Origin of the sequence: Elioraea tepidiphila DSM 17972 (genome assembly GCF_000378465.1) — a bacterium.
Lineage (GTDB): Bacteria > Pseudomonadota > Alphaproteobacteria > Acetobacterales > Acetobacteraceae > Elioraea > Elioraea tepidiphila.
In genome coordinates this window covers 186903-209296 of the sequence record NZ_KB899911.1, presented here as the reverse complement: position 1 = coordinate 209296, position 22394 = coordinate 186903, and the positions used below count along the sequence as shown (strand labels likewise).

General features: G+C 71.9%; 24 protein-coding genes and 2 tRNA genes. 12 read left to right on the top strand and 14 right to left on the bottom strand.

The annotated features are described in order from the left end of the window. The first annotated feature begins 2 nt into the window (after positions 1–2). A complete protein-coding gene (locus tag F563_RS0102600; RefSeq protein ID WP_019013084.1) occupies positions 3–488 on the top strand; it encodes a hypothetical protein in 486 nt (161 codons plus the stop codon). Positions 489–505: 17 nt separating this feature from the next. Here the strand turns inward: F563_RS0102600 and rpoH are convergent, their stop codons facing one another. Beyond that, positions 506–1396 (bottom strand): RNA polymerase sigma factor RpoH, encoded by an 891-nt coding sequence (gene rpoH / locus F563_RS0102595; protein WP_026299271.1) that lies wholly within the window; start codon positions 1394–1396, stop codon positions 506–508. Positions 1397–1620: 224 nt separating this feature from the next. Further along, positions 1621–2622 (bottom strand): RluA family pseudouridine synthase, encoded by a 1002-nt coding sequence (locus F563_RS0102590; protein ID WP_026299270.1) that lies wholly within the window; start codon positions 2620–2622, stop codon positions 1621–1623. On the opposite strand from F563_RS0102590, the gene F563_RS25070 reads away from it, so the two are divergent. From F563_RS25070 to F563_RS0102570, 4 genes are all read left to right on the top strand, one after another. Further along, positions 2621–2899: a DUF6476 family protein gene (locus F563_RS25070; protein WP_019013081.1), complete on the top strand. Its 279-nt coding sequence runs from the start codon at positions 2621–2623 to the stop codon at positions 2897–2899. The two genes, F563_RS0102590 and F563_RS25070, sit on opposite strands and share 2 nt — an antisense overlap. Then, positions 2896–3327 carry a M67 family metallopeptidase gene (locus F563_RS25065; protein ID WP_019013080.1) on the top strand — a complete coding sequence of 144 codons (432 nt, stop codon included), beginning with the start codon at positions 2896–2898 and terminating at the stop codon, positions 3325–3327. Before F563_RS25070 ends, F563_RS25065 begins: the two co-directional genes overlap by 4 nt. A gap of 10 nt (positions 3328–3337) precedes the next feature. Next, entirely contained in the window at positions 3338–3970 is a 633-nt protein-coding gene (locus tag F563_RS0102575; protein WP_019013079.1) for an isochorismatase family protein, read from the top strand. A gap of 73 nt (positions 3971–4043) precedes the next feature. After that, a complete protein-coding gene (locus F563_RS0102570) occupies positions 4044–5099 on the top strand; it encodes a threonine aldolase family protein (RefSeq protein WP_019013078.1) in 1056 nt (351 codons plus the stop codon). 9 nt (positions 5100–5108) lie between these two features. On the opposite strand, the gene F563_RS0102565 is transcribed toward F563_RS0102570, so the two are convergent. Next, positions 5109–5837, bottom strand: coding sequence for an oxygen-binding di-iron domain-containing protein (locus F563_RS0102565; protein WP_019013077.1), 729 nt, complete (start codon positions 5835–5837; stop codon positions 5109–5111). A gap of 37 nt (positions 5838–5874) precedes the next feature. Beyond that, the gene (locus F563_RS0102560) at positions 5875–6465 is read right to left on the bottom strand and encodes a TetR/AcrR family transcriptional regulator (protein WP_019013076.1); all 591 of its coding nucleotides are present in this window, start codon (positions 6463–6465) and stop codon (positions 5875–5877) included. Between the two features lie 161 nt (positions 6466–6626). Here F563_RS0102560 and F563_RS0102555 point away from each other — a divergent pair. The 4 genes from F563_RS0102555 to F563_RS21305 all read left to right on the top strand — a co-directional run bounded on the left by F563_RS0102555 (position 6627) and on the right by F563_RS21305 (position 8602). Then, positions 6627–6702 (top strand) — tRNA-Glu (locus F563_RS0102555). A gap of 20 nt (positions 6703–6722) precedes the next feature. After that, positions 6723–6796 (top strand) — tRNA-Gln (locus F563_RS0102550). A gap of 50 nt (positions 6797–6846) precedes the next feature. Then, on the top strand, positions 6847–7746 hold the full coding sequence (locus F563_RS0102545; RefSeq protein WP_019013075.1) for a polysaccharide deacetylase family protein: 900 nt from the start codon (positions 6847–6849) through the stop codon (positions 7744–7746). Positions 7747–7891: 145 nt separating this feature from the next. Next, entirely contained in the window at positions 7892–8602 is a 711-nt protein-coding gene (locus tag F563_RS21305; protein WP_019013074.1) for a tetratricopeptide repeat protein, read from the top strand. A gap of 40 nt (positions 8603–8642) precedes the next feature. Here F563_RS21305 and F563_RS0102535 read toward each other — a convergent pair whose 3' ends face one another. After that, positions 8643–9116 carry an Lrp/AsnC family transcriptional regulator gene (locus tag F563_RS0102535; RefSeq protein WP_019013073.1) on the bottom strand — a complete coding sequence of 158 codons (474 nt, stop codon included), beginning with the start codon at positions 9114–9116 and terminating at the stop codon, positions 8643–8645. An 88-nt stretch (positions 9117–9204) separates the two neighbouring features. Here F563_RS0102535 and F563_RS0102530 point away from each other — a divergent pair, with 88 nt between their 5' ends. Continuing rightward, positions 9205–9396, top strand: a complete 192-nt coding sequence (locus F563_RS0102530) for a hypothetical protein (RefSeq protein ID WP_019013072.1) — start codon at positions 9205–9207, stop codon at positions 9394–9396. Positions 9397–9406: 10 nt separating this feature from the next. Then, on the top strand, positions 9407–10342 hold the full coding sequence (locus tag F563_RS0102525; protein WP_019013071.1) for an ATP-grasp domain-containing protein: 936 nt from the start codon (positions 9407–9409) through the stop codon (positions 10340–10342). Between the two features lie 15 nt (positions 10343–10357). On the opposite strand, the gene F563_RS25830 is transcribed toward F563_RS0102525, so the two are convergent. The 3 genes from F563_RS25830 to F563_RS0102510 form a co-directional block, all read right to left on the bottom strand. Next, positions 10358–11698 carry a globin-coupled sensor protein gene (locus F563_RS25830; RefSeq protein ID WP_019013070.1) on the bottom strand — a complete coding sequence of 447 codons (1341 nt, stop codon included), beginning with the start codon at positions 11696–11698 and terminating at the stop codon, positions 10358–10360. Positions 11699–11795: 97 nt separating this feature from the next. Next, entirely contained in the window at positions 11796–15251 is a 3456-nt protein-coding gene (mfd, locus tag F563_RS0102515; protein WP_019013069.1) for a transcription-repair coupling factor, read from the bottom strand. Continuing rightward, on the bottom strand, positions 15244–15513 hold the full coding sequence (locus tag F563_RS0102510; protein WP_019013068.1) for an FAD assembly factor SdhE: 270 nt from the start codon (positions 15511–15513) through the stop codon (positions 15244–15246). Before F563_RS0102510 ends, mfd begins: the two co-directional genes overlap by 8 nt. A 96-nt stretch (positions 15514–15609) precedes the next feature. Here F563_RS0102510 and recG point away from each other — a divergent pair, with 96 nt between their 5' ends. Continuing rightward, positions 15610–17694 (top strand): ATP-dependent DNA helicase RecG, encoded by a 2085-nt coding sequence (recG, locus tag F563_RS0102505; RefSeq protein WP_019013067.1) that lies wholly within the window; start codon positions 15610–15612, stop codon positions 17692–17694. A gap of 4 nt (positions 17695–17698) precedes the next feature. Here the strand turns inward: recG and F563_RS0102500 are convergent, their stop codons facing one another. The 6 genes from F563_RS0102500 to tpiA form a co-directional block, all read right to left on the bottom strand. Further along, the gene (locus F563_RS0102500) at positions 17699–18214 is read right to left on the bottom strand and encodes a GNAT family N-acetyltransferase (protein ID WP_019013066.1); all 516 of its coding nucleotides are present in this window, start codon (positions 18212–18214) and stop codon (positions 17699–17701) included. Next, the gene (kdsA, locus tag F563_RS0102495; RefSeq protein ID WP_019013065.1) at positions 18211–19035 is read right to left on the bottom strand and encodes a 3-deoxy-8-phosphooctulonate synthase; all 825 of its coding nucleotides are present in this window, start codon (positions 19033–19035) and stop codon (positions 18211–18213) included. The genes F563_RS0102500 and kdsA overlap by 4 nt, the downstream gene beginning before the upstream one ends. Continuing rightward, the gene (locus tag F563_RS0102490) at positions 19032–19496 is read right to left on the bottom strand and encodes an SAM-dependent methyltransferase (protein WP_019013064.1); all 465 of its coding nucleotides are present in this window, start codon (positions 19494–19496) and stop codon (positions 19032–19034) included. The genes kdsA and F563_RS0102490 overlap by 4 nt, the downstream gene beginning before the upstream one ends. Continuing rightward, complete coding sequence (locus F563_RS0102485) at positions 19493–21136, bottom strand: CTP synthase (protein WP_019013063.1); 1644 nt, start codon at positions 21134–21136, stop codon at positions 19493–19495. Before F563_RS0102485 ends, F563_RS0102490 begins: the two co-directional genes overlap by 4 nt. A gap of 74 nt (positions 21137–21210) precedes the next feature. After that, the gene (gene secG, locus F563_RS0102480; protein WP_019013062.1) at positions 21211–21525 is read right to left on the bottom strand and encodes a preprotein translocase subunit SecG; all 315 of its coding nucleotides are present in this window, start codon (positions 21523–21525) and stop codon (positions 21211–21213) included. An 83-nt stretch (positions 21526–21608) separates the two neighbouring features. Continuing rightward, on the bottom strand, positions 21609–22358 hold the full coding sequence (gene tpiA / locus F563_RS0102475; protein WP_019013061.1) for a triose-phosphate isomerase: 750 nt from the start codon (positions 22356–22358) through the stop codon (positions 21609–21611). Positions 22359–22394: the final 36 nt, after the last annotated feature.

The window sequence follows — 22394 nt, the reverse complement described above, 5'->3', positions numbered from 1 at the left end:
CCATGGCGGCGGCGGCAAAGCCGGCCAAGCGGGCCGGCGAGGCGAAGGCGGGCGGGCGGGCGCCGCTCGGCTTCTGGGGCCTCGGGGTGGTCACGGGCGCCGTGCTCGGCATTGCCTTGCCGACGGGATTGCTGCTCGCGATCGGGCTGCTGCCGGCGGCGGTCGCGCTGGCGGTCGATCGCTCCGCCGGACGGGGCACGGCGCGCACCGTGCTGGCGCTCAACCTGGCGGGACTGCTGCCGTCGATCCGCGCGCTCTGGCTCGAAGGTCACGACCTGATCACGCTCGCCGCGATCCTCGGCCGCCTGGAGGCCCTGCCGCTCGCCTATTCGGCGGCCATCATCGGCTTCCTGCTGCCGCAGGTGCTCGCCTGGGCGGTGCTGGCGGTGCTGGAGGCGCGCGCCTACCGCACGGTGCAGGCGCTCGAGCAGCGCCGCGCCGCGCTGCGCGAGACCTGGGGTGTGGAGGTCGAGCGCCCCCGGTCCTGATCAGGACCGGGACCCGGTCAGGTGACGGCGGCCCCCGCGCGGCGCTCCGCCATCTGGGCCTTCATGCTCTTCTGGACCTTCTCGAAGGCGCGCACCTCGATCTGGCGCACGCGCTCGCGGCTGATGCCGTATTGCTGCGAGAGGTCCTCGAGCGTGGTCGGCTCGTCCTTCAGGCGGCGCTCGATGAAGATGTGCCGCTCGCGCTCGTTCAGCGTGCCGAGCGCCCTGTTCAGCAGCGCCTTGCGCTGGCCCATGTCCTCGGCCTCGGCGAGCGTCTCCTCCTGGCTCTCGGACTCGTCCATCAGCCAGTCCTGCCACTCGCCCTCGCTCTCGGCGCGCACCGGCGCGTTGAGGCTGTGGTCCGGGGCCGCGAGCCGTCGGTTCATCGAGATCACGTCCTGCTCGGGCACATCGAGCGCGCGCGCGATCTTCGCCACCTGCTCGGGCTTCAGGTCGCCGTCGTCGATCGCCTGCATCTGGCCCTTCAGCCGGCGCAGGTTGAAGAACAGCTTCTTCTGCGCCGCCGTGGTACCCATCTTCACGAGCGACCAGGAGTGCAGGATGTATTCCTGGATGGCGGCGCGAATCCACCACATGGCGTAGGTGGCGAGGCGGAATCCGCGGTCCGGATCGAACCGCTTCACCGCCTGCATCATGCCGACATTGCCCTCGGAGATCAGCTCGCCCACCGGCAGCCCGTAGCCGCGATAGCCCATGGCGATCTTCGCCACGAGCCGCAAATGGCTGGTGACCAGCTTGTGCGCGGCCTCGAGATCGCCCTCGTCGCGCCAGCGGCGGGCGAGCGCGCTCTCCTCCTCCGGCGACAGCATGGGGAACTTCCGGATCTCCTGAAGATACCGGGTGAGGTTCCCTTCCGGTGCGACAGGGATCGCGTAGGACGTTGCCATGGACCTCTCTCTGCAAGGCCGGAGCGGATCTCCGGCGTGCCGATCGGGGGAGTCGACGCAACGCACTCTGTCACGGCCGGGTTCCGGGGGTGGTCACGAACCGGCGACGCGACCGTCACGGGAGCGTGATGGCACTCTCTCCCTTAGAGTGCCAACGGCGACATCCTGCCCCAAACCTGCACGGCTTCGCAAGCAAAACCGGACCATCCTGGTCCTGATTTGGATCATTCGTCGCGCCCATCACCGAGCCGTGACAGCAGTGCGGCGATGTCCGGCGGCAGGGGCGAGTCGAAGCGAAGCCTCGCCCCGGTCGCGGGGTGGGTGAAGCCCAGGCTGGCCGCATGCAGGGCCTGGCGGGGGAAGCCGGTGAGTGCCGCGCGCAGTGTCGGGTCGAGCGCGCGCGCCGCCGCCGGCAGGCGCCGCAGATAGGCCGGATCGCCGACCAGCGGGTGACCGAGATGGGCGAGATGGACGCGAATCTGGTGCGTCCGCCCGGTCTCCAGCCGACAGTCCAGCAGCGCGGCCGCCGTGCCGAAGGCCCGCAGCACGCGGTAGCGCGTCGCGGCCGGCTTGCCGCGCGGCACCACCGCCATGCGCTTGCGGTCCACCGGATGGCGGCCGATCGGCGCCTCGATCCGCCCCTCGGCGGGCGCGGGCACGCCCCAGACCAGGGCGAGATAAGAGCGCTCCAGGTCGCGCCGCGCGAAGGCCGCCGACAGCGCGTGGTGCGCCCGCTCGGTCTTGGCCGCCACCATCACGCCCGAGGTGTCCTTGTCGAGCCGGTGCACGATCCCGGGCCGGGCCTCGCCGCCGATTCCCTTCAGGCTGTTGCCGCAATGCGCGATCAACGCATTGACCAGCGTGCCCTCGGGGTTGCCGGGGGCGGGATGGACCACCAGCCCGGCCGGCTTGTCGATCACGATCAGGTCGTCGTCCTCGTGGAGCACCACGAGCGGGATCGCCTGCCCCGCGGGCGCGGCCGGCGCCGGAGCGGGCACGCCGAGGCGATAGGTGGAGCCTTCGCGCACCGGCTCGGACGGATCGCGCGTCACCGCGCCGTCGCGGCTCGCCTGTCCGGCCTCGATCAGCGCCTTGACGCGCGAGCGCGACAGCTCCGGAAACACCGAGGCGAGCCAGCGGTCGAGCCGCTGGCCGGCGGCGTCGCGATCCGCCACCATCGCGCGGACGGTGGCAGCGGGGTCGGAGATCGTGGACGGGTCTGGCATGCGGGCACTCAAGGCGGCGGTGATCATCATGGGCGTTCTGATCGTCGCTGGCACGGTGGTGGTTGCGGTGACGATTGCCAACCGTCTCGGCAACCGCCCGCCCCCGCCGGCGGTCAGCGGGCTCGGCGAGCCTGCGGGCAGCCGCATCCTCGGCATTGCCGCGACCGGCGACCGGCTGGCGGTGCATGTCACGGGCGGCGGCGCCGACGATCGGATCGTCATCGTGGATCCCGCGAGCCATCGCGTGCTCGGCCGGCTGGTGCCCGGCACCCCGTGATCGTCGCGCTGCCGCCCGATCTCGGTCCCGCCCTGCCCCGGCTCGCGGCCGCCGCCCGGCCGCGGGAGGCCTGCGGGCTGCTGGTGGGGCGTGCGACCGCGGACGGTGTGACCGTGACGGGGCTCGCCCCCAGCCGCAACCTCGCCGCGGAGGACGATGCGTTCGAGATCGACACCGCCTTGCAGCTCGCGCTGCAACGGCGCCTGCGCGGCAGCGGCGAGGGCGTGGTCGGGGTGTGGCACAGCCATCCCGCGGGCGCGCCCGTGCCGTCTGCGCGCGATGCCGAGGGCGCATGGGAAGCTGGGCTTGCCTGGCTGATCACGTCGGGCGAGGAAACGACCGCCTGGCGGGCACTGGGCAACGGCCAGGGCTTCGTCCCCGCCACCCTGTCCCTGGCCGCAACGCAGCACGCACACGATCACTCGTGAAGGAGCCGTGATGGACGACTATGCGAAGCGCAGCTACGGCGAGATCCCGGTCGGGTTCGGCCGCAAGCCCGGGATCGTCGTGGTCGATTTCCAGACCGCGTTCACCGATCCGGCCTATCCGCTCGGCGGTGCCCCGCTCGTGCTGCGCGCGGTCGAGAACACCGCACGGCTGCTCGCGGTTGCGCGCCGCTACGGCGTGCCGGTGGCGAACTGCAACACCGCCTACATGAGCGCGCGCGAGATGCCGTACTGGAAGATCACCGCCGTGCGCGAGACCTTCCTGCACGATCACCCGAGCTCCGCCTTCGATCCACGCATCCACGACGCGAGCTACGACCTCACGGTCTGCAAGAAGGCGCCCTCGATCTTCTTCAACACGGGCGTCGCCGACTACTTCACCAAGGAGCGCGTGGACACGGTGATCGTCACCGGCTGCAACACCTCGGGCTGCATCCGCGCCTCGGCGGTCGACAGCTTCAGCCACCGCTACCGCACCATCGTGCCGGAGGACTGCGTCGGCGACATCGAGGAGCAGCCGCACCGCGACAACCTGCGCGACATCGGCCGGCGCTATGTCGATGTCAGCGATCTCGCGACCGTGCTGGCGTATCTCGAGGAGTGGCACCGGCAGAACGCGCCCTAGGCGCGATGCGGCCGCGCGGCCTAGTGTGACACGGAGAGCCGTGCCCGGCGCGGCGCGAGACGGGAGTGACGCCATGCTGTTCCGCAGCGATAACGTGACCGCGGTGTGCCCGGAGGTGATCGAGGCGATCCTGGCGGTGAACCAGGGTGACGCCGCACCCTACGGCGCCGATGAGGTGACGGCGAAGCTCGACAGCGCGTTCGGCGCCTATTTCGAGGCGCCGGTGCATGTCCATCCCGTGGCGACCGGCATCGCCGCCAACGCGCTCTCGCTCGCCGCCGCCATGCCGCCGCCGGGGGCCGCTCTCTGCCACGTCAACGCCCATGTGAACACGAGCGAGTCAGGCGCGCCGGAGTTCTTCTCCGGCGGCGGCAAGCTGATCACGCTCGACGGCGCGCACGGCAAGCTCGACCCCGCGGCGATCGAGCGGCTGCTCGCCTCCCTGCCGCCCGACCGCCTGCAATCGGCCCCGCCCACCGTTGTCACGCTGACACAAGGAACCGAGGCGGGCACGGTCTATGCGCTCGACCAGATTGCCGCGATCGCGGGCGTCTGCCACGCGCGCGGGCTCGTGCTGCACATGGACGGCGCGCGGTTCGAGAACGCGCGCGCGCGTCTCGGCTGCACCCCGGCCGAGCTCTCCTGGCGCGCGGGCGTGGACATCCTGAGCTACGGGGCCACCAAGAACGGCGCGATGTGCGCCGATGCGGTGGTGATCTTCCGGGCCTCGCCGCATGCCGAGCGGCTAAACCGCTTCATGGGCCAGCGCCGCCTGCGCGCGGGGCAGGTGTTCAGCAAGATGCGCTACCTCTCGGCGCAGCTGCTGGCCATGGTCGAGACCGGCGTCGCGGCGCGCAATGCGGCGCACGCGAACGCCACAGCCGCGCGGCTCGCGGCGGGGCTGGGCGCGCTGCCCGGCGTGCGGCTGATCCACCCGACCGAGATCAACGAGGTGTTCGTGCACATGCCCGAGCCGATCCGCGCCGGGCTCGCCGCGTGCGGTTTTCCGGTGCGGCCGCGCCCGGAGGATCCGAACCTGGTGCGGTTCGTCACGGCCTGGAACACCCGCGCCGAGGATGTCGAGGCGTTCCTGCGCGCGGCCGCGCGTGCGACCGCCGCAGCGGCCTGAGCTGCCCCGCTACGCCAGCGCGGCGCGCACGCGGCGATCGTAGTCGGCCGCCAGCGCGCGCAGGGCGGCCGCGCCGTCGCCGGCGAAGGACGAGCCGTGCATGATCGCGAGCGTGCGCGGCGCGGCATCGGCGAGCCGGCGGATCGTCGCCGCCATGCCCGGGTTCAGGCTCGAATAGCGGAAGATGTCCTCGGCGGCGATCGCGGGCCCGACCACGTCGCCGTCGGTCACCGCCGGTCCGTCGCCGACATGGGTGAACAGATCGCCGCAGAGCAGCGTGGCGGTGCGCTCGTCGAACAGCACCCCGGCATCCCAGCCGTGCGGGATGTGCGGCGTGTCGATCCAGCGCAGGCGCCGCCCGCCGATCTCCAGCACCTCGCCATCCGCGAGAATGCGCGGCGGGCGATCGGCGACGTCGTTCAGCGAGACCATCACGCCGGTCTGGCCGTGAACGGCCTGGGCCTGCGGCGCGACCGCGAGCCATTCGTTGAGCGCCCCGCTTTCATCCGCCTCGTAGTGGCCGAAGCTGATCCAGCGCAGCCGCTCCGGCGGGATGATGCGCGCGAGCGCGCCGCGCGCGTGGGGGAACATCCGTCGGAAACCGGTATGGAACAGCAGCGGCTCGTCGCCCAGCACCAGGAAATGGTTGAAGGTGAAGCCCGCTGGCGGGGCGATCTCGGGCACGTAGATCGAGATCCGGTAGATGCCGTCGGCGATCTCGGCGATGCGGGGGTCCATGACGTCTCCTTACCGGCGCGCGCCGGTCGGTTCGGGGCTACGGGGATTGCGCGCCCGGCAGCGCGGCGGTGATGACGCGCGCGATCTCGTCGGCGGCGTCCTCAGGGGTGAAACCGTTGCGGGTGAGGTTCGCGAGCACGGCCGCATCCAGCAGCGCGGCCGCCACCGCCACGCGGGGTTCGGCGATGCCGGCCGGGCGCAGCGCCTCGCGCGTGAGGGCCAGGCGGTTCCGCTCCTCCTCGGCGACGAAGCCGCGCAGCGCCGGCACGAGATGCTGGTCGCAGCGCGCGCGCTCGAAGGCCGGCAAGCGTGCATACCAGGCGAACACCGCGCGGGCGAGACGGCGGAGACGGTCCGGCACGGCCGCAGCGCCATCGAAGATGTCCGGACCGGGCGGCGGCGCGAGCGCGAGCGTGTGCGCGCCGCAGGCGCGCACCGCGTCCTCGTAGGTCGGGAAGTGGTGATAGACCGTGCCGACGCTCACGCCCGCGCGCGCGGCGATCTGCTTCATCGATGTGGTCGCGATGCCCTGCTCGGTGTGCAGCGCGAAGGTCGCCTCGACGATGCGACGGCGGGTCGCTTCGGTGGTCTCGGCGCGGCGGTCGGGGCGGTAGCGTCGGGGTGCCATGGCTTTTTTGAACGAACGTTTAATCAATATGACAGCCGCGCGAATCTGTCAAGGAAGACGTGCAGGCTGGCCGCACACGCGGTTGCACCCGGCGCGGCACGGACAGGCGTCGAAGCGGCTTGATCCTCAGGGGGCGGGGCTGTATGTCCCGCCTCGGCGCCGTCCCGTTCGTCTAGAGGCCTAGGACACCGCCCTCTCACGGCGGCAACAGGGGTTCGAATCCCCTACGGGACGCCAAGCGCACCAAGGCCGGCGCTTGGGGGATAGTTTAGCGGTAGAACTCCCGGCTCTGAACCGGGCAGCCTTGGTTCGAATCCAGGTCCCCCAGCCAGCCCCGGCGCGTATCCTCGCCGCCTCTGTCGCTGCCGCGAGGACCCGCCCGTGCACCTCCCCCCCAACCCCCGCTACGACTACTCCGCGATCGTCGATCGCCCGGCCTATGACTGGCCCGGCGGCGCCCGGCTCGCCGTCTATCTGGGGCTGAATGTCGAGCACTTCGCCTGGGGTCGCGGCGGCGGCCACATGACGCACAACTGGGGCAACCCGAACGACCAGCGCAACGCCGCCTGGCGCGACTACGGGCTGCGCGTCGGCTTCTGGAACATCCTCTCGGTGCTGGACGAGGCGGGGCTCGGCTGCTGTCACCTGCTCAACAGCACCGTGTGCGACCACGCCCCGCGCATCGTCGAGGCGATCGCCGCGCGCGGCGAGGAGGTGATCGGCCACGGCCGCACCAACTCCGAACGCCAAGCCGACTACCACGAGGATGACGAGCGCCGGCTGATCCGCGAGACCACCGACACGATCGCAGCGCATCTCGGCCGCCGCCCCTATGGCTGGATGGGGCCCTGGATCTCGGAGAGCGCCGTCACCTCCGACCTGCTGAAGGAGGAGGGCTACCGCTTCACCATGCAGTGGCCCTGCGACGACCAGCCGGTCTGGCTCAGGACGCGCGCGGGTCCGCTGCTCAGCGTGCCCTACCCGGCCGAGATCAACGACTCGCCCGCGATCCTGAACCGCGGCCACACGGCCGAGGAGTTCGCGCAGTTCATGATCGACCAGTTCGACATGATGCTGCGGTTGAGCGAGCGCGCCCCGCTGGTCTGCGCCTTCGCGCTCCACACCTTCGTGCTGGGTCCGCCGTTCCGGCTCAGGCACCTGGAGCGCGCGCTCCGCCACATCGCCGCGCACCGCGACGACTCGCGCGTCTGGTTCACCACGCCGGGCGCGATCGCCGGGCACGTGATGTCGTTGCCACAGGGGATCGTTCCTGGCTCCTGATCGCCGCGGCCCTGCCGGCACCGCTGCCACGCAGGATGATTTCGATCACTTCGAGCAGGCGCGGGCCGAGGCCGCCGCCCGCCGGGGCGTCGAACTCGAGCCGCGCGACGGTTGGTCGCAGCACGCGGTCGCGCATGTGCTGGAGATGCAGAACCGCACCGCCGACGGGATCGCGTGGATGACGGCGAGCCCCGATGCGTGGGCGGGCGATTCCTTCTTCAAGGCGCACAACTGCTGGCACCGCGCGCTGTACCACCTTGATCGCGGGGACATCGATGCCGTGCTCGGGTTGTTCGACACCGAGAGCTACGGCACCAAGTCGGGCGCGGTGCTCGACATGATCGACACCTCCGCACTGCTCTGGCGGCTCCATCTGCGCGGGATCGATATGGGCGATCGCTATGCGGTGGCGGAGAACTGGTCGCCAATCGCGACGCCCGTCAACGACGCGTTCGACGACGCGCATGCCGTGACGGCCTTCGTCGGAGCCGGCCGTCGTGACGCCGCGGCATCCGCGATCGCCGCACAGAGGGACGCGATGGCGCGCCAAGACGACAACGCGATGTTCATGCGCGATGCCGGCCATCAAGTCTGCCGGGCCATCCTCGCCTTCGGCGATGGCGACTACGCCGCGACGGTGCGCCTGCTCCGCCCGATCCGCGCGATCGCGGCCCGGTTCGGCGGCAGCCACGCCGAGCGCGACGTGCTCGATCTGACGCTGATCGAGACGGCCTTGCGCTCGGGCAACGCCGCGCTGGCCGCAGCCCTGGCGGCGGAGCGGCCCGACTCCCGCCACGGGAGCCGGCTCGCGCAGCTTCTGGCGCGGCGTGCGCAGACCATGCCCCTCGCCGCGTGATGCTTGCCCGGCGGTCGGGGCGCGAACATTGCCCCGACCGCTACGCCGGAACGGGCAGCACGGTCTCGGCCTTGATGTGCTCCATCGCGAAGCGGGACGAGACGTTCTTCAACGGGATTGCCGCGATCAGACGCCGGTAGAACGCGTCATAGGCGGCCATGTCGGGCACGACCACGCGCAACAGGTAGTCCACGTCGCCGGCCATGCGCCAGGCATCCATCACCTCCGGCATGCCCGCCAGCACGCCGGCGAACCGTTCCAGCCACGGCGCGGAGTGATCGCCCGTCTCGATCGCGACGAACGCCGTCAGCGGCAGCCCCACGGCGGCGGGATCCACCAGCGCCACGCGACCGGTGAGGACACCGGCCTGCTCCATCCGGCGGATGCGCTTCCAGCACGGCGTCTGGGTCAGCCCGACCTCCTCGGCGATCGCGGCGAGCGACAGCGAGGCGTCGCGCTGCAGCAGGCGCAGGATCGCCCGATCGATGTGATCGAGCTCCGCGGCACGGGGCATGGGAGATGGTCCTTTGTCAGAATGGCATACAGGAATAAGAATAATCTTCTGTTTGACTTTTTGCAGCAATCATAGAGGAAATCCTTTCATGCAGCCGCGCTTCCTCCCCGACGATGCGCCCGCGCCTCCCGGTGGCGTTCCCGCATCCGGCTATCGCCGCTGGCTGGCGGTCGCGGCGGTCGGCGGCCTGACCGCGCTCGCCCTGCCGCCTGATCGCGCGCCGCACCCGGCTGTCCCCCGTCCGGCATCGGACACCCCTCCCCACGACACCGCCACCTGAAGGACCCGCCATGCCCGATATCCATGTCATCCACGAGAACGAGGCCTGGATCGTCCCACTCCGGGCCGCGTTCGCGCGGATCGGCGTGCCGTTCCGGGAGTGGTTCGTCGATCGCGGCGTGCTCGACCTGCGCGCGCCGCCGCCCGAGGGCGTGTTCTACAACCGGATGAGCGCGTCCTCGCACACGCGCGGCCACAGATTCGCCGCCGAGCACACCGGCGCGATCCTCGCCTGGCTACACCGGCACGGCCGCACCGTGGTGAACGGACCGCGCGCGCTTGCGCTCGAGATCAGCAAGGTCGCGCAGTACGAGGCGCTCGCCGCGTTCGGCATCGCCACGCCGGACACGCTTGCCGTGGTCGGGCGCGAGCACATCGCCGCGGCCGCCGACCGGCTCGGCTTCCCGCTGATCCTGAAGCACAACCGGGGCGGCAAGGGGCTCGGCGTACGGCTGTTCCTGTCCGCGGCCGCGCTCGCTGAGCATCTCGCCTCGGATGCGTTCGAGCAGCCGATCGACGGCATCACCCTGGTCCAGCGCTACATCGCCGCGCCGGAGCCTTTCATCACCCGCGTCGAGTTCGTCGGCGGGCGGTTCCTCTATGCCGTGCGCGTCGATACCTCGGAGGGGTTCGAGCTCTGCCCGGCCGACCAGTGCGCCGCAGGCGAGGTCTGCCCGGCCGAGGCAAAGGGGCCGAAGTTCCGCATCGTCGAGGGGTTCACGCACCCCCTGGTCCCGCGCTGGGAAGCGTTCCTGGCCGCCAACGACATCGGTGTGGCCGGGATCGAGTTCATCACCGACCGCGACGGCCGCGCCTGGACCTACGACGTGAACACCAACACCAACTACAACCCGGAGGCCGAGGCGGCGGCGGGCGTCTCCGGCATGGAGGCGATCGCGCGCCACCTCGCGGGGCTCGCCGCGGCCGAACGGCGGCGCGCGGCATAGCCGAGGTGCGGCGGATCAGGCCGCGCGCAGCGCGCCCAGGAACTGCGTCAGCTCGCGCCGGAGCGTCTCGCCGTTGCGGGCAAGCTCGGCGGCCGAGCCGCGCAGATCCGTGACCGCGCCATTGGTCTCGGCCACGGCGGCATTGACATCGGCGATCGAGGCGCTGACCTCGTTCGTGCCCGCGGCGGCCTGCTGGACATTGCGCGCGATCTCGGTGGTCGCGGCCCCCTGCTGCTCCACCGCGGCGGCGATCGCGGCGGTGATCCGGTCGATCGACTCGATCACGCCGGCGATGCCCTGGATGGCGGCGACCGCCCGCTGCGTGTCGCCCTGGATGGCGGCGATCTGCGCGCCGATCTCCTCGGTCGCCTTCGCCGTCTGGGTCGCGAGGTTCTTCACCTCGGAGGCCACCACCGCGAAGCCCTTGCCCGCCTCGCCCGCGCGGGCCGCCTCGATCGTCGCATTCAGCGCGAGGAGATTCGTCTGCCCGGCGATGTCGTTGATCAGCCGCACCACATCGCCGATCCGCTTCGCGCCTTCGGCGAGTCCCTGCACGGTGGCGTCCGTCTCGCGCGCCCGGCCCATGGCCTCGCTCGCGATGCGCGCCCCCTCGTTCACCTGGCGCGTGATCTCGCCGACCGAGGCCGAGAGCTCCTCCGCCGCCGCGGCGACCGTCTGGACATTGGCGCTCGCCTGGGTGCTGGCGGCGGCGACCGCGCTCGCGCGCGTGCCGGTGCGCCCGGCGATCTCGCCCAGCGTGTCGGCGCTCGCCTGGAGTTCGGTGCCGGCCGAGGCGACCGCGGCGACCACCTTGCCGACCACCGCATCGAAGGCATCGGCGACCTTGCCGCGCTCGGCCTTCGCGGCCGCCTGGGCCTCCTCGAAATAGACCGACAGCGCGAGGTCCATGTCGAGGAACACCGCGCCGGTGACGGCCGCCATCACCTCCGCGGCGCGCTTGCCGTTCCAGCGATGCCGCGCGCCGACCAGCCGGCCGATCTCCGCCAGCGCGAGCGCATAGCCGCCGAGATACCAGCGCGGATCGAGCCCGATCCGGGCATGCGCGGTGCCGACGCGGCGCACACCCTCGACATAGGCCGCGTCGAAGGTGCCGGCGAACAGCCGCTCCCAGTGCTTGCCCTGCGCGCCCTTCAGCCAGTCGAGCCCGCGCCTCGCGTGCGCCTCCAGCATCGCCGCGGTCTCGGGCGTGCGCTTCATGTGGTCGTAGAAGACCGTGAGCACCTGATCGAGCGAGGGCTGAATGATCGCCCAGGCCTCGGCGAGGGCCGCGCGCGAGTCGGGCGAGAGGCGCATGAAGGCGGTTCGGCTATCGATCCGGTCGCCGGTGGCGGACATGGGAGGGGGTTGCTCCGCTGCGATGAAGACCGGCGCCGACCATCGCAGGCGAAGGTCAAAAAATTCTTAAGTCGATTAGAACGTTCTTGACGGATCGTTACGCCGCCTTGGCGCGCGCGCCCATGGCCGCGAGCGCGCCCAGGACCTCGCGCGCGAGCCGTACCCGCGCGGCCGTATCGGCGAGGTCGCGGGTCACCACCAGCTTGTGGTCGGGACGGAGCTTGGCGAGCCCGCGCTGCTTCTGCAGCCAGCCCACCAGCCCCACCGGATCGCGGAACGCGTTGCCGCGGAACTGCACGACCAGCCCCTTCGGACCGGCATCGAGCTTCTCCACCCCCGCCTCGCGGCAGAGCCGCTTGATGCCCACCACCGCGAGCAGGTTCTCGACCTCGCCCGGCAGCGGGCCGAAGCGATCGACCAGCTCCGCCGCCAGCGCCTCGCTCTCGGCGTCCGAGGCGAGCGCGCCGATGCGGCGATAGAGCCCGAGCCGCACCGGCAGGTCGCGCACATACTGGTCCGGGATCAGCACGGCCATGCCGAGGTTGATCTGCGGCGTCCAGTCGCGGTCGGAGACGGACTTGCCCTCGCCCGCCTTCAGCTCCGCCACCGCCTCCTCCAGCATCTGCTGGTAGAGCTCGATGCCCACCTCGCGGATGTGGCCGGACTGCTCGTCGCCGAGCAGGTTGCCCGCGCCGCGGATGTCGAGGTCGTGGCTCGCCAGCGTGAACCCGGCGCCGAGATTGTCGAGCGCCTGCATCACCTCGAGCCGCTTCTGCGCGGTCGCCGTCAGCTTCCGGTCCGCCGGCAGCGTCAGATAGGCGTAGCCGCGCAGCTTGCCCCGCCCCACCCGGCCGCGCAGCTGATAGAGCTGGGCGAGGCCGAACATGTCGGCGCGATGGATGACCATCGTATTGACCGCCGGCATGTCCAGCCCGGATTCGATGATGTTGGTCGCGAGCAGCACGTCGTAGTGCTGGTCCTGGAACGCGGTCATGACGCGTTCGAGCTCGGTGGGCGAGAGCCGCCCGTGCGCCTCCACCACCTTCAGCTCCGGCGCCATCTCGGCGAGCCGCTCGCGCACCTTGGGCAGGTCCTCGATGCGGGGCACGACATAGAACACCTGGCCGCCGCGGAAGCGCTCGCGCATCAGCGCCTCGCGCAGCACCACCGGGTCGAAGGGCAGGATGAAGGTGCGCACGGCCAGCCGATCGACCGGCGGGGTGGCGATGATGCTCATCTCGCGCACGCCGGTCAGTGCGAGTTGCAGCGTGCGCGGGATCGGCGTGGCGGTCAGCGTCAGCACATGCACATCCGCGCGGAGCTGCTTCAGCCGCTCCTTGTGCGCGACACCGAAATGCTGCTCCTCGTCCACGATCAGGAGACCGAGTTCGCTGAACTGGATGCCCTTGGAGAGCAGCGCATGCGTGCCGACGACGATGTTGATCGAACCGTCGGCAAGGCCGCGCTTCACCTCGGCGGCCTCCTTCGCGCCCACCATGCGCGAGAGCTGGGCGATCCGAACGGGGAAGCCGCGGAAGCGGTCGAGGAAGGTGCGGTGGTGCTGGCGCGCGAGCAGCGTGGTCGGCACGACGACGGCGACCTGTGCGCCCGACATCGCGGCGATGAAGGCGGCGCGCAGCGCCACCTCGGTCTTGCCGAAGCCGACATCGCCGCAGATCAGCCGGTCCATCGGCCGGCCCGCCGCGAGATCCTCCAGCACGTCGGCGATCGCGCGCGCCTGGTCCTCGGTCTCGGCATAGGGGAAGCGGGCACAGAACTCGTCCCACAGCCCCTCGGGCGGCAGCAGCGTGGCGCCGTCCTTCAGCCGCCGCGCGGCCGCGACCTGGATCAGCTGTGCGGCCATGTCGCGGATGCGCGACTTCATCCGCGCCTTGCGGTTCTGCCAGGAGACGCCGCCGAGCTTGTCGAGCGCGACGCCCTCGCCCTCGCCGTAGCGGCTCAGCACCTCGATGTTCTCGACCGGCACGAACAGCTTGTCGCCGCCGTCGTAGATCAGCCGCAGGCAGTCATGCGCGGCCCCCTGCACCTCCAGCGTCACCAGCCCGTCATAGCGGCCGATGCCGTGATCCATGTGCACGACAAGGTCGCCCTCGGCGATGTCGGTCGCCTCGGCGATGAACTGGTCGGCGCGCTTGCGCCGCCGCGGCGGGCGCGAGATGCGCTCGCCGAGGATGTCCTGCTCGCCGATCACCGCGAGCCCGGGGGCGACGAAACCGCGCTCCAGCCCGAGCACGGCGAGCGCGATCGTGCCGCGCGGCAGGCGCTCGGTCTCGGGCCAGGCCTCCACGGCTTCGGTCGCCGCCATGCCGTGCTCGCCGAGCAGATGCTTCAGCCGCTCGCGCGAGCCCGCGGTCCAGGCCGCGACCACCACGCGGCGCTTCTGCGCGGCGAGCGCCTTGGCGTGCTCGGCGAGCGCGTCGAACACGTTGCCGCCCTGCGCGCGGATGTCGGTGAAGACGCGACCCGGCCGGCCGCCCGCATCCACCACCGAGGCGTCCGCATCCGCGGGCCGCGCGAAGGGTGCGAGCTGCACCACGGTGCCGCGCGCGAGCATCGCGTCCCAGCCGGCGCGGTCGAGATAGAGCCGGTCCGGCGGCAGCGGGTTATAGGGCAGTTCGCCCTCGGAGAGCCGGCGCAGCTCCGGGTTCAGACGCGCGGCGTAATGGTCCGCGATCATCTCGAGCCGGGCATCCAGCGCCGGCTCGGCCTCGTGGTCGAGGCTGACGCGCGCGCCCGGCAGATAGTCGAGCAGCGTGGCGAGCCGGTCGTGGAAGATCGGCAGCCAGTGCTCCATGCCCTGGAAGCGCCGCCGCGCCGAGACCGCCTCGTACATCGGGTCGTTCGCCGCCGCGCCGAACATCTCGCGATAGGCGGTGCGGAAGCGCGTCACCGACGCCTCGTCGAGGAACACCTCGGAGACGGGCTTCAGCTCGACGCGCTCCAGCGTCTCGGTCGAGCGCTGACTGAACGGATCGAAGCTGCGGATCGTATCGACCTCGTCGCCGAACAGGTCGATCCGCACCGGCTCCTCGCGTCCGGCCGGGAACAGGTCGATCAGGCCACCGCGCACGGCGTATTCGCCCGGCTCGATCACCGTGTTGGCGCGGCCGTAGCCGTTCGCCTCCAGGAAGGCGACGATGCGCTCCAGCCCGATCCGCGTGCCGCGCGCGAGCGGCAGCACCGCCTCGGCGAAGGCCTCGGGCACGGGCACGCGCTGAACGAGCGCGTTCACCGTGGTGAGCACAATGCGCGGCCCCGATGCGGGGGTGAGCAGGCGTGTCAGCGTGTCGATGCGCCGCGCGGTGAGTTCCGGGTTCGGCCCGACCCGGTCATAGGGCAGGCAGTCCCAGGCCGGGAACTGCAGCACCTCGACCTTGGGGGCGAAGAACGCCAGCGCCTCGGCCATGCGCGCCATGCGGGCATCGTCGCGGCAGACATGCAGGATCGGGCCCGTGTGCTCGGCGCGCGCCTGGGCAAGCAGCCAGGCGTCGTAGCCCTCCGGCGCCCCGGCCAGCGTGATCCGCTCAGCCACGCGACACCCCGCGCCGGGCCTGGGCCCAGTCCACCATCGCGCGCAAGAGCGGCGTCTCGGTCTCCGCCGGCACGGCGCGGCGGCCGGTCAGCCAGTCGAACAGGTCGGGATCGGGCAGATCGAGCACCGCCTCCAGCGAGTCGAGCCCAGCCTCGTCCATCGCCCCGATCCGCTCGGCGACGAAGCCCCCCACCAGGAGATCGGTCTCGTGCGTGCCCCGATGGCGGGCCCGGTACAGGATGCGGCGGCGTCTCGCGTCCATGGCGAACAGCTATGATCCGAACAGCGACGGGGGGCTGCCCTTCCGGCAGCCCCCCTGGGCCTGTCATATACGCGCGGCCCCCGCCCCTGTCAGCCCGTGAGCCGCCCCGAGATCCTGCATCCGCTGTTCGCCGCCCTCGCCTCGCTGCCCGGAATCGGGCCGAGGCGTGAGGCGTTGCTCGCGCGCGCGGTCGGCGGCACGCGCGCGATCGACCTGCTCTGGCACCTCCCCGAAGGCGTGATCGACCGCACCGCCCGGCCGCGACTCGACGCCGCCGTGCCGGGCCAGGTGGCGACACTGGAGGTGACGGTGCGGCGACGGCGCGAGCCCTGGAGCGATGCCGCCCCCTGGGTGATCACGGTCGAGGACGGCACGGGCGAGCTCGAAATCCTGCTGTTCGGCCGCGGCGGGGTGCGCGCCGAGCAGTTGCCGCTGGGCGCGCGGCGGCTCATCTCGGGCGAGCTCAAGCTCGACCGGGGCCGGCTGACGATGCCGCACCCGGACTTCATCCTGCCGCCCGAGCGCGCCCACGAGTTGCCCGCGATCGAACCGGTCTGGCGTCTGACGGCGGGGCTGAAGCCGTGGGAGATGCGCCGCGCGGTCGCCGCGGCCCTCGCGGTCCTGCCGGACCTGCCCGAATGGGCCGATCCCGCGCTGGTCCGGCGCGAGCGCTGGGCGCCCTGGGCCGAGGCGGTGCGGGCGGCGCACCATCCGGACTCGGCGGCCGCGCTTGCCCCGGAGCACCCGGCGCGGACCCGCCTCGCCTACGACGAACTGCTCGCCCAGCAGGTGGCGCTCGCGCTGTCGCGCCGGCGTTTCCGCACCGTGCGCGGCCGGGCGCTGACGGGCGACGGGCGGCTGCGCGCGGCCGCGCTCGCGGCGTTCGGCCATGCGCTCACGCCCGCGCAGCAGACCGCGCTCGCCGAGATCGACGCGGACCTCGCCGCGCCGACGCGGATGCTGCGGCTGCTGCAAGGCGATGTCGGCGCGGGCAAGACCATCGTCGCGCTGCTCGCGATGCTGCGCGCGGTCGAGGCCCGCGCGCAGGCGGCGTTGATGGCGCCCACCGAGATCCTCGCGCGCCAGCATCACGCGACGATCGCGCGGCTCTGCGAGGCGGCCGGAGTGCGCACGGTGCTGCTGACCGGCCGCGAGAAGGGCCGCGCGCGGGAGGCCGCCCTCACCGCCCTCGCCGACGGCTCGGCCGCGATCGCGATCGGCACGCACGCGCTGTTCCAGGAGGCGGTGTCGTTCCGTGACCTCGCCCTCGCCGTGATCGACGAGCAGCACCGCTTCGGCGTGCACCAGCGCCTGCTGCTCGGCGCCAAGGGCGGCGATGTGGATGTGCTGGTGATGACCGCGACACCGATCCCGCGCACGCTGCTGCTGACCGCCTGGGGCGACATGGATGTCTCGCGGCTGACGGGCCGCCCGCCTGGCCGGCGCCCCGTCACCACGCTGGCCAAGCCCGCCGGCAAGATCGCCGAGGTGGTGGAGGCGGTGGGGCGGCGCATCGCCGCGGGCGCGCGCGTCTATTGGGTCTGCCCGCTCGTCTCCGAAAGCGAGGAGACCGATCTCGCCGCCGCCGAGGCGCGCTTCGCCGATCTCGCGCGCCACTTCCCCGGCAAGGTCGGGCTTGTGCATGGCCGCATGAAAGGCCCCGCGAAGGACACGGCGATGGCGGACTTCGCGTCTGGGCGGACGGCGATCCTGGTCGCGACCACGGTGATCGAGGTCGGCGTCGATGTGCCCGAGGCCAGCGTGATCGTGATCGAGCACGCCGAGCGCTTCGGGCTCGCGCAGCTCCATCAGCTGCGCGGCCGCGTCGGGCGCGGGACCGAGGCCTCCTACGCGCTGCTGCTCTACGACGAGGCGCTGACCGAAACGGCCCGCAAGCGCATCGAGATGCTGTGCGCCACCGACGACGGGTTCGTGATCGCCGAGGCCGATCTCGACCTGCGCGGCGGCGGCGAGGCGCTGGGCACGCGCCAGTCCGGCCCGCCGCAGTTCCGGCTCGCCGATCTGCCCGCGCACAAGGAGCTGATCGCGCTCGCGCGCGACGATGCGGCGCTGCTGCTGGAGCGCGACCCCGGGCTCGCCTCGCCGCGCGGGGCGGCGGTGCGGCTCTTGCTGCATCTGTTCGAGCGCGAGGCGGTGATCGGGACGCTGCGCGCAGGGTGACCGCTCAGGACGGCGGCGGATCGAGCTCCCGTCGCATCAGCAGCAGCGTCCAGTCGCGCCCCCGCCAGCGATACCCAGCGGGCTCGCGGCCATAGACCGTGAAGCCGAGCCGTTCGTAGAGCCGCCGCGCCGCGCCGGACTCCTCGGCAACCGAGAGTTTCGCAATCGCGATCCCGGCGCGCGCGAGCCGGGCGAGCGCCTCCTCGACGAGCGCCGCGCCGATGCCCGCGCCACGCGCCTCGGGCGCGACATAGACCGAGACGATCTCGGCGGTGTGGCGGGTCTTGGCGGTCTGGCCCTGATAGGTGCCGCAGATGCCGACCAGCGCGCCGCCGCGCTCGGCGCCGAGCAGGAAGGTCGCCGGGCAGGGCGCCTCCAGGGAGGCCTCCATCGGCAGCCGCTCGACCCCCGCCTCCTCCTCGGCGGTGCGGCCGAAGCTCGCCGGGTCCTCGGCGAGCGCGCGGGCGCGCAGACCCCGGAACGCGACGCGATCCGCCGCCGTCAGCAGCCGGACGATCACCCCTTCGCCAGCCGGTCGAACGCCATCAGCCGCGCGATCAGCGCCGGCATCGCGGCGAGCGGCAGCATGTTCGGTCCGTCCGAGGGCGCGCGGTCGGGATCGGGATGCGTCTCGATGAACACCGCCGCGACGCCGACCGCGACGGCCGCGCGCGCCAGCACGGGCGCGAAGCGGCGATCGCCGCCCGAGGCGCTGCCCTGCCCGCCGGGCGCCTGCACCGCGTGCGTCGCGTCCATCACCACCGGGTAGCCGGTCTCGGCCATGATCGGCAGCGACCGCATGTCGGCGACCAGCGTGTTGTAGCCGAAGCTCGCCCCGCGTTCCGTCAGCAGGATATTGTCGTTGCCCGTGGAGGCGATCTTGGCGGCGACATTCGCCATGTCCCATGGCGCGAGGAACTGGCCCTTCTTCACGTTCACCACGCGGCCGGTGCGGCCTGCCGCCAGCAGCAGATCGGTCTGGCGGCAGAGGAAGGCGGGAATCTGGATCACGTCCACGGCTTGCGCCGCCGGTCCCACCTGGTCCTCGGCGTGCACATCCGTCAGCACCGGCACGCCGAGCGCCTCGCGGATCTCAGCCAGGATCGCGAGCCCCTTCTCCATGCCGACCCCGCGCGCGCCCGAAATGCTCGTGCGGTTCGCCTTGTCGTAGGACGCCTTGAAGATCAGCCCGATCCCGGCCGTGCGCGCCATCTCCGCGAGTGCGGAGGCGACCTCCAGCGCGTGGTCGCGGCTCTCGATCTGGCACGGGCCCGCGATCAGCACGAGGGGGCGATCGTTGCCGAGCTCGAGCGTACCCACGCGGACGAGGCGCGCGCTCACCAGTAGCCCCGCATCAGCTCATCGGCCCAGCCCGGCTCGCGCACCGCGCCGCGCGGCGCGAAGCCCGCCATCCACGGCTTGAGATCGAGCACGGGGGTGCCGTCGATCGCATCCAGCCCGGCGACGTGCAGCACCGTGCCCTCGATGCGCAGCACGCGGCAGATCGTCAGCCCGATGCGGTTCGGCCGGTCCTTGCCGCGCTGGGCGAAGATGCCGACGCGCGGCCAGGCGGCGTTGCCGCGCGGATGGCGCGCGCCGGTCGCGACCCCGGCCTCGTCCACGCGATCGAACAGGAACACCACCTCGGCATGGCTGAACGCATCGAGCCCCAGCAGCGCGTCGGGGCCGAAGCGCGCGGTGTCGAGCTCGATCCGCGCGGCCTCGGCGTCCCAGCCGTCATCGGTCGGCGCGGCCCGCGTCGAGCGCACCACGCCGATGGGCCGCATGACGATCGGGCTCACACCAGCCGCGCCTGCTTCACCGCAGCCTCGATGAACGAGGCGAACAGCGGGTGCGGACTCAAGGGCCGGCTCTTCAGCTCGGGATGGAACTGCACGCCGATGAACCACGGGTGCCCCGGCAGCTCGACGATCTCGGGCAGCGTGCCGTCCGGGCTCATGCCGGAGAACAGCAGGCCGTTCTCCTCCAGCATCGGCTTGTAGCGGATGTTCACCTCGTAGCGGTGGCGATGGCGCTCGCTGATGCGCGCCGCATCGTAGATCGAGCGCACCAGCGACCCTGGCTGCAACACGCAGGGATAGGCGCCGAGCCGCATCGTGCCGCCGAGATCGCCGCCTTCGTCGCGCCGCTCGACCTCGTTGCCGCGCGTCCATTCCGTCAGCAGACCGACGACGGGATGCTCGCAGGGTCCGAACTCGGTCGAGGAGGCGCCATCCAACCCTACGATATTGCGCATCGCCTCGATCACCGCCATCTGCATGCCGAAGCAGATGCCGAAGAACGGCACGCGGCGTTCGCGCGCGAAGCGCACCGCCTCGATCTTGCCGGGCGTGCCGCGCTCGCCGAACCCGCCGGGGACGAGGATGCCGTGCACGCCCTCCAGCCGGTGGATCGCGCCAGGGGTTTCGAAGATCTGGCTGTCCACCCAGTCGAGATTGACGCGCACGCCATTGGCGATGCCGCCATGCGTCAGCGCCTCGGCGAGCGATTTGTAGCTGTCGAGCAGGTTCGTGTACTTGCCGACCACCGCGATCGTCACCTCGCCCTCGGGCGCGCGCACGGTGTCGACGATGCGCTGCCAGGCGGTGAGATCAGGCTCCTCCTCGTGCGGCAGGCCGAAATGGCGCAGCACCTCGCGATCGAGCCCCTCGCGGTGATAGGCGATCGGCACGGCGTAGATCGTGTCCACGTCCAGCGCCGGGATCACCGCCTCCTGGCGGACGTTGCAGAAGAGCGCGATCTTGCGCCGCTCACCCTCCGGGATCGGGCGGTCGCACCGGCAGAGCAGGATCTGCGGCTGGATGCCCACGCCCAGCAGCTCCTTGACGCTGTGCTGGGTCGGCTTGGTCTTCAGCTCGCCGGCAGACGGGATGTAGGGCACCAGCGTCAGGTGCACGAACAGCGCGCGCGCGGGCCCGATCTCGTTGCCGAGCTGGCGGATCGCCTCCAGGAACGGCAGGGACTCGATGTCGCCGACCGTCCCGCCGATCTCGACCAGCACGAAATCGGGCTCGGCGCCGTCCGGCATGGTGGCGGGCGCGGTGATCGTCTCCTTGATCGCATCCGTGACGTGCGGGATCACCTGCACCGTGCCGCCGAGATAGTCCCCGCGCCGTTCGCGCGCGATCACCGTGGAGTAGATCCGGCCCGTGGTGGCGTTGTCGGCCCTGGTCGCATCCACACCGGTGAAGCGCTCGTAATGGCCGAGATCGAGATCGGTCTCGGCCCCGTCATCGGTGACGTAGACCTCGCCGTGCTGATACGGGCTCATCGTGCCCGGATCGACGTTGAGATAGGGGTCGAGCTTGCGCAGCCGCACGCGGAAGCCGCGGGCCTGGAGCAGCGCGCCGAGGCTTGCGGAGGCTATTCCCTTGCCGAGGGAGGAGACCACGCCGCCCGTGATGAACACGTATCGCGTCATGGACCCCCCTGATACGCGCGTTCGGTGCCCCGCCACAACCGGGGCGGGCGCAGGTCAGCCAAATGGCCGGATTTTCAGTTGGTCGGGACGGCGGGCAGCGACGGCAGCGCCGGCGCCGGCGCGGTCGGGGCCGGCGAATCGAGCAGGGACCGCGGCTGGCGGGTGCCCTGGTTGATCAGCGCCAGCGCCAGGCTGAGCACGAAGAACAATGTGCCGAGGATCGCGGTGGTGCGGGTCAGCAGGTTCGCCGTGCCGCGCCCGGTCATGAAGCCGCCCATGCCGCCCGAGGAGCCGATGCCGAGGCCGCCGCCCTCGCTGCGCTGGACCAGCACGACGACGATCAGCGACAGCGTCACCAGCAGGTGGATGATGAGAAGGACTGAGCTCATGGGTTCCTCGGGTCGGGCGGGGGGCCCCGCGCGATCGGCGGGGTTGTAGCGGCTCGGGCTGGCGGGCGCCACCCCCAGCGGGCTCACACCTGAGCCGCGGCGGCGATCGCCAGGAAATCCTCCGCCACCAGGCTGGCCCCCCCCACCAGCGCCCCCCCCACCTCCGGCAGCGCCAGGATCGCCGCCGCGTTCGCGGGCTTCACGCTGCCGCCGTAGAGGATCAGCACGCGCCCGCCGGCCGCGCCGAACCGCTCGCCCAACACGCGGCGGATCATCGCGTGCATGGCGGCGATGTCGGCCTCGGTCGGGGTGCGCCCGGTGCCGATCGCCCAGACCGGCTCATAGGCCACCACGCCCGTGCCGGCGAACCCGTCCGGCAGCGACCCCGCGAGCTGCGCCGCCACCACCGCCTCCTGCCGCCCGGCCTCGCGCTCGGGCCAGGTCTCGCCGACGCAGACGATCGGCACGAGACCCGCCGCCAGCGCGGCCGCGGCCTTGGCGCGCACCTCGGCGTCGGTCTCGCCGTGGTCGGTGCGGCGCTCGGAGTGGCCGAGGATCACCGCGGTCGCACCCGCGTCCTTCAGCATCGCCGCCGACACGTCGCCGGTATGCGGCCCAGCCACCTTGGCGTGGCAGTCCTGCGCGCCCACTGCCACGCCCGAGCCCAGCATCACGTGCGCGAGAGTGCCGACCAGGGTGAAAGGCGGGCAGATCAGCAGGTCGCAGGGCGGCGGCGCGGCCGAGACGGCCTCGCGGATCGCGCCGGCGAGCCGCGCGCCGGGCACGCTCAGCCCGTTCATCTTCCAGTTCCCGGCGATCAACTGTCTCGGCATGGCGGTCCTCCTCGCCCCCGCCTCTCCCACGGCCGC